Below are 18,669 nucleotides of genomic sequence, written 5' to 3' on the forward strand. Positions count from 1 at the left end.
AGTGTCTCCGCGAGGTCATGAAGGAGCAAACGATGGAAACTGCGATGCGCGAGCGTTTTTGGGAACGTTTTTCTCTTGAGGAGCTAACACCCCAAGAGTGGGAGGCGCTGTGCGACGGCTGCGGACAGTGCTGCCTGCTAAAGTTGCACGATGAAGATACCCAGGAGTTGGCAGTACTGAACGTTGCTTGCCGTTTATTAGATACCCATAGCTGTCAGTGCAGTGACTATGCCAATCGATTCAAGACAGTGCCTGATTGCACCCAGCTTACCCCAGCTTTGGTGAAAGAGTTCACTTGGCTACCACAAAGCTGCGGTTACCGGCGCGTGGCGGAAGGGCGTAAGCTGGCGGGGTGGCACCCGCTATTGAGCAATGATGCCGAGAGGGTTCATCGTAAAGGGGTGAGTGTGCGCAGTTTTGCCGTATCTCAAGATGAAGTGCCGGAGCATCAATTAGAGTCGCACATCATTGCCGTCTTACCGATGTAATCATCGTCGGCTTAAGCGCTGGGCTGCTTTGGCGTATCCCAAATACTGCCCACTGCCCACGTGGCCTGCTGCGTGAGGGCGCCCAGCAGGCCTTCGCGCATTTTGCTCAGGGGTTGGCGTCGGAGGTTGTCGCCAAACCTAACGCCCAAAGGATAAAGGCGTCTTGACGCGCGGTATCGCGCCAAGCTTTGAAGCGACCCGATGCACCGCCGTGGCCACTGCTCATATCAGTGCGCATTAGAATCGGCGCTGAACCTTGTTGCTGTCTGGCCACTTGGGCGTAAAACTTGGCGGGCTCCCAGTAGCTAACGCGCGTATCAAACCAGCTGCCTTCAATCCAAAGCGCCGGGTAGGCTTGTGGCTTGATGTTATCCATGGGGGAATAAGCGCGGATTCGCGACGCGACCTCTGGCGCCTCGGGGTTTCCCCACTCGCTGTACTCTGCGGTAGTCAGTGGCAGGTCTGGGTTCTGCATCGTGCGCAGTACGTCTAGAAACGGCACGTCTAAAAGAGCAGCGCAGAACGCGTCAGGCGCACGATTAATGCAGGTGCCAACCAACAGCCCGCCAGCGCTGGCGCCATAGGCCGCTATACGCTGCGAGTCGCTTACCCCCTCTGCCACCAGGGCCTCCCGGGCGGCCAGGAAATCATCGAAGCTGTTCTCCTTATGGGCCATCTTACCGTTTAAATACCAGGGTTCACCGCGCTCACCGCCGCCGCGCACGTGGGCAACAGCAAAAGCTGCGCCGCGCTCTAAAAGCTCTAGCCGCGCAATGGAAAACCATGGGTCTAACGCCTCGCCGTAAGCGCCGTAGCCATAAAGCAGGGTGGGTAAGGGTTGGTCCGCCAGATCAGCGCGCATGACCACTGATACCGGCACCCGCTCGCCATCCTGGCTGGTGGCCCAGATGCGCTTGCTGGTGAGTTGTTCGGGCTGAAGATTGCCATAAATGGGCACCCGCTTGAGTATTGTTCGTTCGCCGCTGGTAAGGTCGAGCGCGAACCAACTGGGCGGCTGAGTAAACGACTCTTCGCGTAGGCGCAGGACTAGGCTATCGAAATGTGGCGCATCTTCGAGCATCTGTGAGCAGGGCTGTTCTGGCAACGCCAAGTACGTATCTAACTGGCAGGCATGTTGCGCATCAAAGACTAATCGCCTTAAGCGCATTTGCGCTTGCTGGTGATCACGCTCGCCCAGCATCAACCCCCAGGAAAAGGCATCGACGCCTTCCAGCGTGGCGTCTTCGCGGTGAGTAATGAGCGTTTGCCACGTTAAGGGGTGCTGGCCAAGCTGGCTTTCCGGCAGATAATCAAGCTGAAAATGAGCGCCTGCTTGGTTATGCAGGCGATAAAAGCTGCCAGGACGGTGATCGATACTGTATTCGACCCCGTTTTGCCGTTGCTGAATACATAGCGGCTTAGTAGCAGGCGCATGAGCGGGTATCAGGTGAATTTCGCTGGTGTCTTTTGAACCACTTTCGAACAGCAGCCAGGCGCGTGAGCGCGTTTTGCCAATGCCAATCCAGAACTCGGTGTTCTCCTCGCGTAATACAAGCGCTGGTGTGGGCGAGGCGTTTGGGTTATCCAGGCATAGTGGTAAACGCCATACGCTATCGGGGCGCTGGGTGTCATCAAAACGGGTGAATAGCAGGGTAGCCGCAGTGACGGTTTGATCCTCTGCCCAGCACAGGCCAGCGCCAATATCAGTAAGTAACTGGACGGGGTCGCCGTCGGGTAACGCCTTCAGCCATAGCGTAAAACGCTCATCGCCTTGGGTATCTTCTGTCCAGGCTAGCCACTGCTCATCGGGTGATAGGGCCATATCACCCATGTCATAGAATTCATGGGCTGCGGCGCGGGCACTCACATCGAAGAAGCAGACCGGCTGATCGGGTTGCTGGTTGGGGTGGCGCCACCAGCAGGGGTAGTCGTCTTCGGCACTGGTCTCGTTCCAGAACGTAAAATGGTCAAGCGTTGTCTTAAGACTGCTCACGGCCAATTCGCGACGGGCCAGGTGGCTCTGGTATAACGCTTCTTCCAGTGGAGCAAGCGGGGCAAACCAGTCGGCTTGTTGCTGGTTGGCGGCTTCTAAAAAGTCGCTCGTGTCAGCGTCATCACGCTCTTCTAACCAGTGCCATTGCGGGTCATTAGCGCGATAATAGCGCGCAGCGGGTAAGCTTGAGTGTATGCCGTGCTGTGCTTTCATAAATTGATAGGTACCATAACGGGAAATCAACGTCGGGTGAGTTCACCCACATGAGGGGTATTATGCTGTTTGGAAATTCCACGTCATTGCTGTGGTTGAGTTATTACGGTCTGTCGCTGTTAGTGATCGTTGCGGTCTATTTTGCGTTTATTTTTCTGCCTCGCTTACCACGCCTAGTGCTGACCTGGGCAGTCGCAGGCGCAATATGGATGCCTGCCGGTTTTCGCTTGCCGCTGATTGAAGAGGGTGAATTCTATACCGGTTGGGCCCCTTCGGCGATGGTGGCAGCGGTTGGCTTTCTGGAGAATAACGGGGCAGCACTACGTGGCGGCTTGATGTGGTTAGTGTTGGGCATAACGCTAGGCGCGCTTATCGGTGTTGCGCTTTGGTGGTGGCGTCGCCCTGGTGATGCTGAGTATGTTACTCAGCAGGAAGAGGATGATGACAGTGTGCAGCCGCCCCAGCGTCGTCGTGAGCCGGTGATTGGTTAATGTACGGTCTACCAACGCATTTAGAGCCTGGTATGTGTAAAGCGTATGTGTGAACTGCTTGGCATGAGTGCCAACGTGCCTACCGATATCTGTTTTAGCTTTTCGGGTTTTTTGCACCGTGGCGGGGGCACCGGCCCCCACCGCGATGGCTGGGGCATCGCCTTCTATGAAGAGGGCGGTTACCGCGATTTTCGTGACCCGCACCCTTCGGTTGATTCTCCCATCGCGAGGCTAATTTGCGACTATCCCATTAAGTCTCACGTGGTGATCAGTCACATCCGTCAAGCGAATGTGGGCGGCGTGAGGCTTGCTAATACCCACCCTTTTACCCGTGAGATGTGGGGGCGTCCCTGGTGCTATGCGCATAATGGCCAATTAAGCGGCTGGGAGCGCCTAGCATTAGGAAACTACACGCCGGTTGGCAGCACTGATAGCGAACACGCCTATTGCTGGCTAATGGGTGAGCTACGCCGCATTTTCCCAGCGCCACCTGCGAACCCCGAAGCGCTTTGGGAGCAGTTACATCAGCTGTGTGAGCAACTCAGGGCACTGGGCGTATTCAATATGCTGCTCTCTGATGGGCGCTATTTATACACCTATTGCGCCACCAAGTTGGCGCATATCACTCGCTGCGCGCCCTTTGGGGAGGCGGAGCTTTCTGACGCGGAAATGACGGTCAATTTTGCCGAGCACACCACGTCTAAAGATATCGTATCGGTGATCGCTACCGAGCCTCTCACGCATAACGAAGCATGGCAGCGTATGGTGCCGGGTGAGCTATTAGTATGGCGCGATGGAGAAATCCAGGCGCGTTACTGTCCATAATGGGCTGAGTGACTTACGTTATAGTGAATCGTGCTACTTTTTTCTGAGACTTACCTAGGGCTAAAGTTGAAACGTAAGTTTCAATCGATCGTTTTACAGCTTGTCATGGGTCGTATATCGTTGGCTTCTTTCACAAGGGCTTGTTTGGAAGTCAGCGAGCGCTGCTAGTTTTCAGAAAAAGCCTAGCGACAACAACAAGGTCGGTGAGCACGCCGACATGGATAGCGGAGATTGCCCATGAGCGAACACGCCAACGCCGCCGTTTTACGTGGCCCAGCGCTTGAAGGGTTGGATCAGTACGATTCAGTCACGGATGTTTTTCATACCGCAGTAGCGCGTTTTAAGGAGAAACCGGCGTTTTCCTGTATGGGGAAAACACTCACGTTTTCCGACCTTGACCGTTTTTCAGCTGACTTTGCCGCTTGGTTACAGCACGCAACCGATCTTGTGCCAGGTGACCGAATTGCTATCCAACTCCCCAACGTCCTTCAGTTCCCGGTCGCGGTGTTTGGTGCACTGAGAGCAGGGCTAGTCGTGGTCAATACCAATCCGCTCTATACCGAGCGTGAAATGGCCAACCAGTTCAAGGACTCTGGTGCGAAAGCTATTTTAATATTGGCCAATATGGCGGATAAGCTGGAGAAAGTGCTCGATAAAACAGACATCAAGCACGTTTTAGTCACTCAATTAGCTGATTTACATGATGTGCCTAAGCGTTGGTTGATCAATGCGGTGGTTAAGCATGTCAAAAAAATGGTGCCCGCCTATTCGTTACCCAGTGCGATTGGCTTTCGCGATGTGCTGAAAAAAGGGGCCTCGCTTAATCATACCGAGGTCAAGAGAAGTTCCGATGATTTAGCCGCGCTTCAATACACCGGTGGCACGACAGGCATGCCGAAAGGGGCGATGCTTACACATCGCAACTTGATCGCCAATATGCTGCAAGCACGCGAAGCTATCGGACCTCACCTAACCAATGGTGAAGAGCTGGTCATTGCACCGTTGCCGGTCTACCACATTTACACATTTACCGTTAACTGCTTATTTTTGATGGAGACAGGCAACCACTCTTTGTTGATTACCAATCCTCGCGATTTGGATGGTTTTGTCAAAGAACTTAAGGGATTGCCCTTCACCGCCTTTATTGGCCTCAATACGCTGTTTAATGCGCTATGCAATCGGGACGATTTCAAACAGCTGGATTTTTCCAAGCTGAAGCTGACCATCTCAGGTGGCATGGCACTCACGAAAGCGGCTGCTCAGCGCTGGGAGCAGACCACCGGTTGTCCTATCGCAGAAGGGTATGGGCTTACCGAAACGTCGCCGATCGTTAGCTTTAACCCGACCGATGCCATACAACTAGGCACCATTGGTAAACCCGTCGCGGGCACCGCCGTCAAGGTGGTCGACGCGGATGGCAACGAGGTGGCGCTAGGGGAGCCAGGCGAGCTCTGCGTACAAGGCCCGCAGGTGATGAAAGGCTACTGGCAGCGTGAAGACGAAACACGCGTGTCTATTGATGAGAGTGGCTGGTTCCACACCGGTGACATAGCCATCCTGCAGGAGGATGGCTATATCCGCATTGTTGACCGTAAAAAAGATATGATCCTGGTCTCTGGCTTCAATGTTTATCCCAATGAGATTGAGGATGTTGTGGCGGCTCACCCTGATGTACTGGAGTCAGCCGCGGTGGGTGTGCCGGATGAAAACGCAGGGGAAGTGATCAAGCTATTCGTGGTGAGCAAAAATAGTCAGTTGGATGAGAAAACCCTACGCGACTGGTGCAAAAAAGAGCTAACAGGCTACAAAGTGCCTAAAATTATTGAATTCCGGGAGGAATTACCTAAAACCAACGTTGGCAAAGTGCTGCGCCGCCAACTGCGTGATGAGGAACCTTCAAAAGCCTGACCTGCTCGCCAATATTCAACCCCCGATCCGCGGTTAGGCGTCGAGGAGTTGAAAGCGTTACACTACACAACTGTGTTTCAGACCCGCTCAAATGAGCGGGTTGATTTTTTGTATCTCTTGTTACTTTTTCTTATTCAATGTCTTTTGTTTAATACCCAAGCGAATGGAAACCGACGCTATCGTGACCACCGATACAGCCTCAGCCCCTACCGATAGTCAACGTCTTGCGGCGCTTCAACAGGCGGCGGGCGATGTGATGCTGCGCGATGCCGAGCGGCTGGAACGCCGCTTGGCTGGCTTAAAACGCCGCCTACGCGATAACAAGCCCATTAGCCGTGGCTTAATCGAGGTAGAGCGTGAGCTTAGCCGTGCCCAGCAACAGCTCAGCCTACGTGAGGCCCAGCAGGTCGTGTTTAATTATCCGAACGAGCTACCGGTCGTCGAACGCAAAGAGGATATTGTTAACGCGATACGCGACCATCAAGTCGTGGTGGTGGCAGGGGAGACCGGCTCAGGTAAAACCACGCAGCTACCTAAAATGTGTTTGGAGCTGGGTCGGGGGCGTCGTGGTTTGATTGGCCACACCCAACCACGGCGGTTGGCTGCCCGCAGCGTTGCGGCTCGTTTGGCAGAAGAGCTGGAGGTTTCTCTGAGCGAGCAGGTCGGCTACCAGGTGCGCTTCACCGACCAAAGTAGCCCGAGCACGCTGGTGAAATTGATGACCGATGGCATTTTGCTGGCCGAGACCCAGCACGATCCACTGCTGCTGCGCTACGACACCATCATTATTGATGAAGCTCACGAACGTAGCCTGAACATCGATTTTCTACTTGGCTACCTCAAGCGTTTGCTGCCAAAGCGGCCAGACCTAAAGGTCATCATTACCTCGGCGACCATTGACGTCGATCGCTTTGCTAAACACTTTGGCACTGCTACGACGCCCGCCCCGGTCGTTGAAGTCACTGGGCGCACCTACCCCGTTGAGGTGCACTACCGGCCACTGGTTCGGGATGATGCGGATGAGGAAGACCGTACGCTGCAAGAAGGTATTCTGCACGCGGTGGGTGAAATTGAAGCCATCGAGCGTGAAAAAGGCTGGCTACACGGTCCCAGAGATGTGCTGGTGTTCCTGCCCGGTGAGCGTGAAATTCGTGAAACCGCCGATATCCTGCGCCGGGCCGATTTGAAAGGCACTGAAATCCTGCCGCTCTACGCCAGGCTCTCCAATGAAGAGCAGAACCGGGTGTTTGCGCCTCACCGCGGTCGCCGCATCGTGCTTGCCACTAACGTGGCGGAAACCTCGCTGACGGTGCCGGGCATCCGCTATGTGATCGACCCTGGTCTGGTGCGTATCAGTCGCTACAGCTATCGCTCCAAAATTCAGCGTCTGCCGGTAGAAGCGGTAAGCCAAGCCAGTGCCAATCAGCGCAAGGGTCGCTGCGGCCGGATTGCGGAAGGCGTGTGTATTCGCCTTTACAGTGAAGAAGACTTTCTATCCCGGCCAGGGTTTACCGACCCCGAAATTCAGCGCACCAACTTGGCGTCAGTCATTCTATCGATGCTGGGGCTCAAGCTGGGCGATATTGAGGCGTTTCCGTTTGTTGATCCGCCGGACAGCCGTTTTGTCAAAGATGGCTTTCGACTGCTGTTCGAGCTGGGGGCGGTTGACGAGCGGCAGCATCTCTCGCCGCTTGGCCGCAAATTGGCGCGGCTGCCGATAGACCCCCGTTTGGCGCGCATGGTGTTGGCGGGTGCCGAATTCGGCAGTCTGCGTGATGTGCTGATCGTGGTCTCGGCGCTGGCCATTCAAGACCCACGTGACCGGCCTGCTGACAAACGGCAAGCCGCCGATCAAGCCCATCAGCGCTGGCACGATCCGGATTCAGACTTCGTTGCGTTGTTGAACCTCTGGCACGGCATTGAGAACGCTCGCGAGTCTCTGTCGGGCAATCAACTGCGCCGCTGGTGTCGAGAACACTACATTAATTATCTGCGCATGCGGGAGTGGCACGATACCTTTCGTCAGCTGCGTCAGCTGTTACGCGATATGGAAATCGAAGTGCCCGCGCCGGCTGCACGTGATGAAGAAGAGAGTGAAGAGCAGGCGAAGCAGGTACGTCGTAAGACCTCCGGTAAAGTGCACCAAGCGTTGCTTTCAGGGCTACTTTCCAATTTAGGTACGCTGGTGGAGAACCGTGAGTATCTCGGCGCCCGTAATCGTAAGTTTATGATCCACCCAGGTTCTGGGTTGGCCAAGAAATCGCCAAAATGGATCATGGCGTTCGAGATGGTGGAGACCTCCAGGCTGTTTGCCCGCACCGTGGCTAAAATCGATCCCCAGTGGATTGAACCCCAGGCACAACATCTGGTGAAGCGCAGCTACAGCGAGCCGCATTGGGAAATGAAGCGCGCACAGGTGGTGGCATTTGAGCAGGTAACACTATTTGGCCTGCCGATCGTGGCGCGCCGCCGGGTGCATTACGGCCCAATCGCCCCGCAGGAGTCCCGTGAGCTGTTTATTCGCCGCGCGCTGGTAGAGGGTGAGTTTCACACCAAAGGTACCTTCTTTGACCATAATCGCGCCCTGATCGATGAAGTTGAAGCATTGGAAGATCGCGCTCGGCGGCGTGACATTTTAGTCGATGAAGAGACGCTGTTCGATTTTTATCATGAGCGCATCCCCACCGAAATCGTCAATGGCAAGGGATTTGAGCACTGGCGCAAACAGGCCGAGCAACGAGATCCGCAATTACTGCATTTCGATCTTGATTCGCTAAAAGCTCGCGACACGGGCGATGTCACCCAGGCACAGTACCCGGACCATTTAACCCTGGCAGGCGTCGCCTACCCGGTCAGCTACCACTTTGCCCCTGATGCCGAAGACGATGGCGTCACCCTCACCGTGCCGGCCGCCATGCTCCCCCAAGTACCGGTGCATGCGCTGGAGTGGCTGGTGCCGGGGCTGTTGCGTGAAAAATGTATCGCGTTGCTTAAGTCGCTGCCGAAAAGCATCCGTCGGCAAGTCGTGCCGATCCCTGATTGGGTGGATGCGGCATTGCAAACCCTGGTACCCGATCAGCGCCCATTAACCGAGGCGTTAGGGGAGTTTATCCGCCGCCGCACATCGACGCGGGTTCATCCCGATGATTGGCGGCTGGATTTGCTCGAATCGCATTTGATCATGAATATTCGCGTGGTGGATCACGCCGGTGAAACTCTTGGCCAGGGTCGCGATCTTCGCGCGTTGGAGCAGCGCTTCGAAGCCGCCGCCAGCGCGGGCGCTCAGGCGTTGGCAGAAGAGGTCAATGCTGAGCCTGCCGTTGCCGGGTTGCCTCAAGCGCCGCTGCCTACTTCTCGTGTTACTACCCAAGCGGGTATTCGTGTAGAGGCGTATCCGGCACTAGTGGTCGACGCCAGCGAGTTCAAAGTTGTGCTGTTTGATCATCCCGCCAAAGCGGAGGCTGCCCACCAAGAAGGTATCGCCAAGCTGGCGATCGCCAAACTACCCGAGCAGGTGAAAGCGATAAAGCAATTGCCGGGGGTTGAGAATTGCGCGCTACTGTTCGCCAAGGTGGGCAGTAAACAACCGTTGATCTATGATCTACTTCTCGCGGTGTTTGCTCAGGTCATTGCTCAGCACCCTCTGCCGCGCTCGGAAGGGGAGTTTAGCCAGCGATTAAACGCTACTCAGGGTCAACTCATAGACGAAGCGAAAGCACTGCTGATACGTATAGAGGAAGCTTTAAAAGGGCACCTGGCAGTTACTAAAGTACTCAAAGGCAAGCTTAATTTTGCTTTAGCTCTGGTCTACAGCGACGTTAGTGCACAGATGCAGCGGTTGGTCTACCCAGGCTTTATAAAAGATGCCGGTGAGTGGCTGGATGAGTACCCACGATATACTGAGGCGGCGCTTATACGGCTTGAAAAAGCCGCCCGGGAACGCGGTCGTGACCAAATGATGATGCAGGACGTCCAGGCGCTAGAAGCCCGTTTTGATGCCCGCCGTGAAAGCGAGCGGCGAGGGCGGGTTGAAGACCCAGAGTTAGTGACCTTTGGCTGGTGGCTGCAAGAGCTGAGAGTGTCTTTATTTGCACAGCAATTGGGTACCCATATGCCCGTCTCGGTGAAACGCCTTGAAAAGCGCTGGCAAGAGATGACTAGCGTTTAGCCAGTGGTTGAAAAAGGTGCTGGAAAAACCGCTATTTTACGCACACAGTTACGTTATAGGTTTGCCACAGAGTATGCCCTAGCCATGCTAGGCCAGCGCCGATGGCAAGCCGCTTAGAGGAGATTGGCATGACACAAGTGGTGATTACCGGTACAGGACTCTATACACCGGAACACGCCATTGATAATGCAGCGCTGGTGGCGGCATTTAATGCATGGGTCGATGGTGAGAACGAGCAGCACGCTGAGGCCATTGCGAAAGGCGAGCGCGAGCCGTTGGCTTACTCGAGCAGCGAGTTTATTGAAAAAGCCTCTGGGATTAAAAGCCGCTATGTACTCGATGCGTCAGGAATCCTTGACCCACAGCGTATGCGGCCTAAACTGCCACAGCGGAGCAATGACGAGCCTTCACTGCAGTGTGAGATGGCGGCAGAAGCCGCGCGTCAGTCGCTGGCGACCGCGCATGTGGATGCCGCTGACATTGAGTTGGTGATTGTCGCCTGTTCGAATTTGGAGCGCGCCTATCCTGCCGTGGCGGTGGAAGTCCAGCAAATGCTGGGTGCCGGTGGCTACGGGTTCGATATGAATGTGGCCTGCAGCTCGGCGACATTTGCGCTAGAAACAGCTGCCAATGCCATTGCCTCGGGCAGCGTCAAGCGTGCATTGGTGGTTAATCCAGAAATTTGCTCAGCACATCTGAATTTTCGGGACCGTGACAGCCACTTCATTTTCGGCGATGCCTGTACCGCTGTGGTACTAGAAAATAGCGCGGTTGCCGTGGCTGATGAGCAGTATGAAATTCTCGGTACACGTCTGATCACTAAGTTTTCCAATGCGATTCGTAATAATTCGGGTTTTTTAAATCGCGTGACAGACAGCGATCCGCTCGCCTTGGATAAGCTGTTCGTACAGGAAGGGCGGCGAGTATTTAAAGAAGTTTGCCCCATGGTGGCCAAATTGATTAGCGACCATCTGGCGTCTTTGGAGTTAAGCGGAAGCGACCTTAAACGCATGTGGTTGCATCAAGCCAACCGGCACATGAACGATTTGATTGCTCGCAAGGTGTTGGGTTATGACCCAAGTGAAACCGAGGCACCCATCATTCTGGATCGCTATGCAAATACCAGCTCAGCGGGCTCGATTATTGCTTTTCATCTTCATCGCGAGCAATTCAACCAAGGAGATGTCGGCGTGATTTGTTCGTTTGGCGCTGGCTATAGCGCAGGCAGTATCGTTATCCGGCGGGTGTAGTTCTCTGTAAACGTGCTGCGGAATCAGAAAAAAGGAAAATGTCATGTGGCAGTGGTTAAGTAACGGCAAGTCAACGCTTTCGTGGCGCTCAAAAGGGTTGCCGCTGTTGCTGGTAACGTTATTAGCAAGCAGTGGCTGTGCCAGCACTCAAACAGCAGAGAACACCAACCCGGACGACCCATGGGAAGGCTTTAACCGCAAAGTATTTGCCTTCAATGACGTCTTGGATCGTTACGCGCTCAAGCCGGTGGCGAGAGGCTATCGTACGATTACACCCGACCCGGTGGAAACGGGGGTAGGTAACTTTTTCTCCAATTTAGGCGAATTGCGAACTGCACTGAATAGCGTGCTTCAAGGTAAGCCTGCCAACGCAGGCCTCGCTACGTCACGCTTTTTGATTAACTCCACCGTGGGTATTGGCGGGCTGTTAGACTACGCAACGCTCATGGAAGTGATGGCTGATAAAGAAGACTTTGGCCAAACGCTAGCAGTGTGGGGCTGGGAGGATTCACGCTATTTGGTGCTGCCTTTTTTGGGTCCCAGTACACTGCGTGACACCACGGGCTTACCTGCTGACATCGCCGCCTACCCGGTTACCTACGTAGAAGATGATACCGTTCGCATAAGCCTGACAGCGCTCAACCTGATTGACACACGTGCTGGCTTGCTCGATCAGGAAGAGTTGATTCGCGGTGATCGCTACCGCTTTATTCGTGATGCTTATTTACAGAGCCGCCAGTTCGAGGTGCGTGATGGAGAGTTAGGCGATGATCCCTTTGCCAGCGATACCTTCGACTTTGATGATAGCGACTTTGAAGACAGCGACGCTGGTGATGACGGCGTTGGTGGCGAAAATAGCGCCGATTGAGGCTTATGATGGAGCATTCTAAGCAGTTGATCGCGGTAATCGACGAGCCGGGGCGTGAACGCGATGCGCTGGCAGAAGCGATTACCTGCGATGGCATGTGGGTATTTGCCGCTGATGACATCGCGCATTTACCGGCGGGCACGGCGCTTATTGTTGCCCACGCACGAGCAGTCCCGCGGCAACAGTGGTCGCAATTAACCCTCCGTTTGCCAACCCTGGTGGTGAGTGATTCACGTCAGGACGCTGATCTGATTAAAGCGATTGATGTGGGGTTAGTGGATTATATCGTCCACCCGCTGCGACACGCCGAGCTACTGCGGCGAATGATCCGTAAAGCGATCGAGCTTAATGATTTGGCCCTGGAGCGTGAGCGTGATCACGCACGGTTGGCAGAGTTAAATGAAAGTCTGGAAACGCATTTAGCGCTTCTGCGGATGGATCAGCAGAGCGGTGGTCATATTCAGCGGCGTTTATTGCCGCTTCGCCCCAAAGTCATCAATGGGGTGTTTTACGATTATGTGTTTGCGCCTTCCCTCTACTTATCCGGTGATTTCCTTGATTATCAACGTTATAACGAGCGTTATAGCGCCTTCTACTTTGCGGATGTCTCGGGACACGGTGCATCGTCAGCGTTTGTGACGGTGCTGCTTAAGTATTTATGTAATCGCTGGTTGAGCGAGTGGGATGGACAGCAGCCGGAACAGTTGCCGCCGGATTGGTTGAAGGCAATGAATCGTGAACTGCAGGGTACCGATATCGGTAAACATGCGACCTTATTTGTTGGTGTTATTGACCATGAGGCGCAGACTCTGCACTATTCGCTCGGCGCCCAGCTTCCCATGCCGCTTTTGGCGACAGAAGGAGAGCTAAGGCGCCTAGAAGGCGAAGGAATGCCAGTAGGCCTTTTCCCCGATGTGGAGTATCCTTCGCTTAGCTGTGCGTTGCCGAATAACTTTCGTTTATGGCTTTGTTCAGATGGCGTACTGGAATGCTTGCCGGGTAAAACGCTCGACACGCGGCTCAAGGAGCTTGAGCAATTAGTAAGCGAGAGTGTCACGCTTGAGCAGTTGCGCGACCGGCTAGCTGAAACAAACGCTCTCCTTGCAGAAGGCGATGCGGGATTCGATGCGAACCAGGAGCGCGATGCTTTACCCGATGATCTAACAATCATGATGGTGAGCGGATTTGGTCATGCTGAATGAAGAAGGCCGCATTAAAGCGGCATTCGATTCTGGTGTTTTTGTTCTAAAATTGTGTGGCGATGTGCGTTTAACGCTCTGCGCTACGCTGGATACGCAAGCCCAACGTCTCGCCGAGACGCCGGGTTTGCGTGCCGTTCTTATTGACCTACGCGAAGCCACTAATGTGGATTCGACGGCGTTGGGGTTTTTAGCGAAGGTCGCGATGGCGGTAAAAGGTCGCTTAGAGCAGCCACCGACCATTATTGTCGATAATGACGACGTTCGAAAAATGTTGAACGTCATGGGTTTCGCGCGCTTTTTTACGTTAATGGAAGCCCCGTTACAGCAAGCGACGACGCTCAACGATGTGTTAGAAGAACTCCCCGAAGAGCCTGCCGATGAAGAGGGGCTGCGGGATCGAATCCTGGAAGCCCACCGTATTTTGATGCACATGAACGAGCATAACCGTGAGCAGTTTCAGCCATTGGTTGACATGCTTGAGTCTCAGGACGCTGCCACGCATCACTGAACGCATTTCTCGTGAATAAGCTGATGGCCTCGCCAAGAGAGCATCGCGCCTCGTTGGGACTAGGTCAGGTGCCCACGAGGGTGCTTTCCAGTCGCCTATCGTCGTCCCGGCGACATAGTGATAACTAACGGCGACAGACTCGTTGCCATGCGTTCAGCCCCGACAAATGCGTTAAAATCGGCTATGATTAGCGGCCTATCTATTCCAGTGCGATCACAATTGCCCTAAGGAGACCCATGGATCTTAATCCTCGCCGGGTAGCGCTGTTGGTGGCCGCCAACACGGCGCTGGCGCCCTTTGCCATCGACGCCTATTTGCCTGCCATGGGTATCATCGCCGAGAGTATCGGCGCCAGTATTCACCGCACTGAACTATCCATCAGCGTGTTCTTATTCGGTTTTGCCCTGGGGCAGCTTTGCTTTGGGCCGCTATCAGACCGAATGGGACGCAAGCCAGTTCTGCTGGGCGGCCTAATGGTATTTATGCTGGCGAGTTTGGCCATAACCACCGCCGAGAGTTTGCCGACGCTACTGGCGTGGCGATTTGTGCAGGCGCTGGGCGGCGGGGCCTGTGTGGTGAACTCGGCGGCTATTGTGCGTGACTGCTTTAGTGGCCGAGAGGCCGCCAAAGTCATGTCGACTATGGCGATGATCATGATGCTAGCGCCGTTGGTGGCACCTGCAGTCGGCAGCCTGCTGCTGCATATTGCGGGCTGGTGGCTGATCTTCGTTTTTCTCGCTGTGTATGCGGGTTTCCTGCTCTGGTTATTGGGTACACGGCTACCCGAAACCCGCGATATGTCATTACCGGCAGCGTCACCCCGCCAAGTCATACGCAACTATGCGAGTGTGCTCAAGCACCGGGAAGGAATGGGGTACATCTGTGCGGTAGCGGCGTCGTTTGCTGGGCTTTTTGCCTTTGTCACCGCTTCTCCGTTTCTCTATCTCGACTACTTTGGGCTTTCACCCAGCACCTATCCGCTCGTTTTTGGCGTGAACGTCGTGGTGATTGCGCTTTCAAATCGCGTCAATATTTATCTATTGCGAAAGCGTACGCCACAACAAAACTTACGCTTAGGCCTGCTTGTGCAGCTCGTTGCCGCGTTATTGCTGGTGGTAGTTACTGCGCTGAATATGGCCTCGCTTGTGATCGTGGTACCGCTGATTATGCTGTTTACCGGCATGATTGGTTTGATTACACCTAATGCCATCTCTTCATTGTTGGATCATTTTGGCCATATCAGTGCTACGGCAACGGCACTGTTAGGCGGCATCCAATTTACCTGCGGCGCGCTCGCCGGCGTGATGGTAGGGCTATTTGAAGTTGAACACCTTTGGCCAATGGTACTCACCATGCTGGGCGCTGCGCTGCTGGGCAATATCGGTGTGCGTAAATTAACCAAGGCGCCCGTTATAAGCGAGTAACAGAGGTGAATCGCAGGAATGAGTAATAAGAATGAACAGCCGTGATGGATAGCATGCTGGCCTGGGTCAATATGCCGATGGGCACTTGGTTCGCCTGCGCAGCCGTGCTGCTGCTGGGTGCCTTTGTCCAGCGCGCCACCGGTTTCGGTTTGGCCGTTATCGGGGCGCCGTTGCTGCTGATGCTTGAGCCACGATTGGTGCCGGTCATTTTAGTGCTGTTTGGCTTTACCGTTTCATTAATGATGGTGCGTCACTATTGGCACGAGGTGCGACTGGATTCAATTGGCATGGCGTTAGTAGGGCGACTGCCTGGCAATGCGCTGGGTATTTGGCTGCTGCTCGCCGCGCCGATGTTTCTGTTAGAAAAGCTAATCGCCATCATCGTGCTGTTTGCTGTACTGGTAACGCTCTGCCGATTTCAGCTGCCGGTCAATAGAATCACATTATTTGGCGCTGGTGTATTGTCAGGTATTTTTGGCACCGTTGCTGCCATCGGTGGCCCTCCCATGGTGATATTAATGCATGGCTTGCCTGCTGATCGTGTGCGTGGAAACCTGGCTGCCTTTTTCATTTTGACCTCACTATTGACCATTATTACGCTCGCCTTCGCTAACCAGATTCAGCGATGGCATTTTCAGGTTGCCCTTACCTTCCTTCCCGCGGTGCTGATAGGTAACGCCGTGGCGGACGCTATTGCCCATCGCTTGGATAGACGCATACTGCAAGGCGCTTCGTTGGCCTTGTGTACCTTGGCGGCACTGGGTTTGCTACTGTAATTGAAAGCGAACTTCCTTCCGTATCAGAAATTTTTCCATCTATTACTCACTGTCATGAAGTTGTCATGGAACCAGTGCAAGGTATGCCTTGCGAAGGCCAGATCCCTACATGAACAGGAGTATTTCGCATGAACCGTATTCTAAAAACCACCGTGCTCGCGGCTGCTGTAATGAGCGTTGCCGGTGTTGCTCAAGCCCGTGATCAAATCCGTATCGTAGGTTCCAGTACCGTTTATCCGTTTGCCAGCTACGTGACTGAAGAATTCGGTGCTACTACCGGCAACCCGACGCCTGTCATCGAATCTACTGGTTCGGGCGGTGGTTTGCGTCTGTTCTGTAACGGTGTAGGTGAAGGCACGCCCGATATCACCAACGCTTCACGCCGCATGAAAGTCGCTGAATTCGAGCGTTGTGACGAGAATGGCGTTACCGACATTACCGAAGCCAAAATTGGTTCTGATGGCATCGTATTGGGCCAGTCAAGCTCCAACGACGACGTTGACCTGACGCTTGAGCAAATTTTCATGGCCGTTGCTGCTCAGGTACCGGTTGATGGTGAGTTGGTTGATAACCCCTACACCAACTGGAGCGACATCGACTCCTCACTGCCGGACCGTGAAATCTCCATCTATGGGCCGCCAACTACTTCTGGTACGCGTGACGCGTTTGAAGAACTCGTGATGGAAAGCACTTCGACTGAAATGGAAATTTACGGCGAAGAAGGCTACACCGAGATCCGTTCGGATGGTGTTTATATTGATGCCGGTGAAAACGACAATCTGATCGTACAGCGCCTGTCAGAAGACACTGGTGCGTTTGGTATCTTCGGTTACTCTTTCTTGGAAGAGAACACTGACACGATCAGCGCTGCCAGCATTGATGGCGTAGCGCCGGAAGCCGAAGCCATTAGCTCGGGTGACTATCCTATCGCGCGTTCACTGTGGTTCTACGTCAAGAACCAGCACGCCGAAGAAGTGCCGCCAATGTATGAGTATGTCGACATGTTTATGGGCGAGATGATGATCGGTGAAGATGGCTACCTGCGTGATCTCGGCTTGATCGTGCTGCCGGAAGGCGAGCGTGAAGAGTGGCGTCAAGCCGTAGCGGACCGCACTACCATGTCAGCAGACATTCTTAAGTAAGTCGTTAAGTTAGAAACAAAAGGTCGGCAGCGAAAGCTGCCGACCTTTTGTTTTTTGACAGCGATAAATTGGCGCTTGTCACATTGCTGTAATGTTTGTGCCCCAAAGTAGCTGCCAATACGATTTCATTAAGTAATGCGAGAGAAATTCGATGCAGACTAACCAGCTTCTTCTGATTTTTTGCGGTGCGTTGCTACTGCTGGGGCTGCTGGCGTTTTTTGCTGGCCGTACAAAAGCCACCCGCCTGCGCAGTGCGGGCACGGCTATGTTTGCTCAGCCAGATCAATACGCCTGGTTTACCGTGCTCTCCACCGCCGGGCCTGCCGTGCTAGTGAGCACGTTGGGTGCTTTTGTGTTGCTTATAATGGGTGCCGACATCCCCACGCTCTATCTGCTGGCGGGGAGTTTAGTAATAGCAGCCATCGGTCTAATGGTAAGTCTGAACCATGTGAAACCTGATTTTCATGCCCGCCAGGCCATTGAGCGGGTCATCCGCCTAGTGTTAGCCGGGGCTGCGTTAATCTCTATTTTAACGACGTTCGGCATCTTGTTCTCGATCATCTCCGAGGCGCTGCGCTTTTTCCAAATGCACAGCTTCTGGGAGTTCATTACCGGCACGACATGGAACCCAGGCGCCAGCTTTTTAGCATCTGCTGGTCGCGGTGATGGCAGCGGTGCCGAATTTGGTTCGGTACCTTTGTTCGCCGGTACTTTCATGATCACTGCCATAGCCATGCTGGTCGCTGTGCCTATCGGCTTGTTGTCGGCAATTTACATGTCCGAGTATGCGCCACGCAGTGTGCGCACCGTAGCAAAGCCGGTGCTAGAAGTGTTGGCGGGTATTCCGACGGTAGTTTACGGCTTTTTCGCCGCGATTACCGTGGCACCCATCATTGTCAATATCGCCGGTTTCTTTGGGCTGGACGCTTCTTATAACAATGCCCTGGCACCTGGCATCGTGATGGGCATCATGATCATTCCGTTTATTTCATCGCTCTCTGATGATGTGATTAATTCTGTGCCTGACAGCATGTGCCAGGGCTCGCTGGCACTTGGCATGACTAAGGGCGAAACGATCCGTGATGTGGTGGTCCCCGCGGCACTACCAGGGATTATTTCAGCCTCGCTGTTGGGGATGTCGCGGGCACTGGGCGAAACCATGATTGTGGTAATGGCCGCAGGTATGCGCCCCAACCTGACGGCTAACCCGCTTGAAGACATGACCACCGTAACGGTAAGGATCGTGGCCGCACTCACCGGTGACCAGGAGTTTGCAAGTGCCGAAACATTGTCAGCCTTTGCTTTAGGCCTAGTGCTGTTCATTGTCACATTGGCACTCAATCTGGTGTCTGTATTAATGATTCGTCGTTTCCGCGAAAAATATCGCGTTAATAACCTGTAACGCTGAGGAAC

Annotated in this window: 14 protein-coding genes; 13 read left to right on the forward strand and 1 reads right to left on the reverse strand. The window is 54.2% G+C overall.

Annotated elements, in window-relative coordinates; all coding sequences use genetic code 11:
• The first annotated feature begins 32 nt into the window (after window positions 1-32).
• Window positions 33-488 (forward strand): YcgN family cysteine cluster protein, encoded by a 456-nt coding sequence (locus tag ACUN8H_RS16250; RefSeq protein WP_445533096.1) that lies wholly within the window; start codon window positions 33-35, stop codon window positions 486-488.
• A gap of 106 nt (window positions 489-594) precedes the next feature.
• On the opposite strand, the gene ACUN8H_RS16255 is transcribed toward ACUN8H_RS16250, so the two are convergent.
• On the reverse strand, window positions 595-2,694 hold the full coding sequence (locus ACUN8H_RS16255) for a S9 family peptidase (RefSeq protein ID WP_445533097.1): 2,100 nt from the start codon (window positions 2,692-2,694) through the stop codon (window positions 595-597).
• A 62-nt stretch (window positions 2,695-2,756) separates the two neighbouring features.
• On the opposite strand from ACUN8H_RS16255, the gene ACUN8H_RS16260 reads away from it, so the two are divergent.
• The 12 genes from ACUN8H_RS16260 to pstC all read left to right on the forward strand — a co-directional run bounded on the left by ACUN8H_RS16260 (window position 2,757) and on the right by pstC (window position 18,658).
• Window positions 2,757-3,185: a hypothetical protein gene (locus ACUN8H_RS16260; protein ID WP_445533098.1), complete on the forward strand. Its 429-nt coding sequence runs from the start codon at window positions 2,757-2,759 to the stop codon at window positions 3,183-3,185.
• 45 nt (window positions 3,186-3,230) lie between these two features.
• A complete protein-coding gene (locus ACUN8H_RS16265) occupies window positions 3,231-4,010 on the forward strand; it encodes a class II glutamine amidotransferase (protein WP_445533099.1) in 780 nt (259 codons plus the stop codon).
• A gap of 237 nt (window positions 4,011-4,247) precedes the next feature.
• Window positions 4,248-5,918, forward strand: a complete 1,671-nt coding sequence (locus ACUN8H_RS16270; RefSeq protein ID WP_445533100.1) for an AMP-binding protein — start codon at window positions 4,248-4,250, stop codon at window positions 5,916-5,918.
• A gap of 163 nt (window positions 5,919-6,081) precedes the next feature.
• Window positions 6,082-10,086 (forward strand): ATP-dependent RNA helicase HrpA, encoded by a 4,005-nt coding sequence (gene hrpA, locus ACUN8H_RS16275; protein ID WP_445533101.1) that lies wholly within the window; start codon window positions 6,082-6,084, stop codon window positions 10,084-10,086.
• A gap of 128 nt (window positions 10,087-10,214) precedes the next feature.
• Window positions 10,215-11,336 (forward strand): beta-ketoacyl-ACP synthase III, encoded by a 1,122-nt coding sequence (locus tag ACUN8H_RS16280; protein WP_445533102.1) that lies wholly within the window; start codon window positions 10,215-10,217, stop codon window positions 11,334-11,336.
• A 43-nt stretch (window positions 11,337-11,379) separates the two neighbouring features.
• Window positions 11,380-12,204, forward strand: a complete 825-nt coding sequence (locus tag ACUN8H_RS16285; RefSeq protein WP_445533103.1) for an MlaA family lipoprotein — start codon at window positions 11,380-11,382, stop codon at window positions 12,202-12,204.
• A gap of 8 nt (window positions 12,205-12,212) precedes the next feature.
• A complete protein-coding gene (locus ACUN8H_RS16290; RefSeq protein ID WP_445533127.1) occupies window positions 12,213-13,406 on the forward strand; it encodes a PP2C family protein-serine/threonine phosphatase in 1,194 nt (397 codons plus the stop codon).
• Window positions 13,396-13,914 carry an STAS domain-containing protein gene (locus tag ACUN8H_RS16295; RefSeq protein WP_445533104.1) on the forward strand — a complete coding sequence of 173 codons (519 nt, stop codon included), beginning with the start codon at window positions 13,396-13,398 and terminating at the stop codon, window positions 13,912-13,914. The genes ACUN8H_RS16290 and ACUN8H_RS16295 overlap by 11 nt, the downstream gene beginning before the upstream one ends.
• Window positions 13,915-14,150: 236 nt before the next feature.
• Complete coding sequence (locus ACUN8H_RS16300; RefSeq protein WP_445533105.1) at window positions 14,151-15,338, forward strand: multidrug effflux MFS transporter; 1,188 nt, start codon at window positions 14,151-14,153, stop codon at window positions 15,336-15,338.
• A 44-nt stretch (window positions 15,339-15,382) separates the two neighbouring features.
• Window positions 15,383-16,114, forward strand: a complete 732-nt coding sequence (locus ACUN8H_RS16305; RefSeq protein WP_445533106.1) for a sulfite exporter TauE/SafE family protein — start codon at window positions 15,383-15,385, stop codon at window positions 16,112-16,114.
• A 128-nt stretch (window positions 16,115-16,242) separates the two neighbouring features.
• Window positions 16,243-17,256 carry a PstS family phosphate ABC transporter substrate-binding protein gene (locus tag ACUN8H_RS16310; RefSeq protein ID WP_445533107.1) on the forward strand — a complete coding sequence of 338 codons (1,014 nt, stop codon included), beginning with the start codon at window positions 16,243-16,245 and terminating at the stop codon, window positions 17,254-17,256.
• Between the two features lie 151 nt (window positions 17,257-17,407).
• Complete coding sequence (pstC, locus tag ACUN8H_RS16315; protein ID WP_445533108.1) at window positions 17,408-18,658, forward strand: phosphate ABC transporter permease subunit PstC; 1,251 nt, start codon at window positions 17,408-17,410, stop codon at window positions 18,656-18,658.
• The last annotated feature ends 11 nt before the right edge of the window (window positions 18,659-18,669 follow it).

The sequence above is a fragment of the Vreelandella sp. V005 genome (assembly GCF_052645115.1).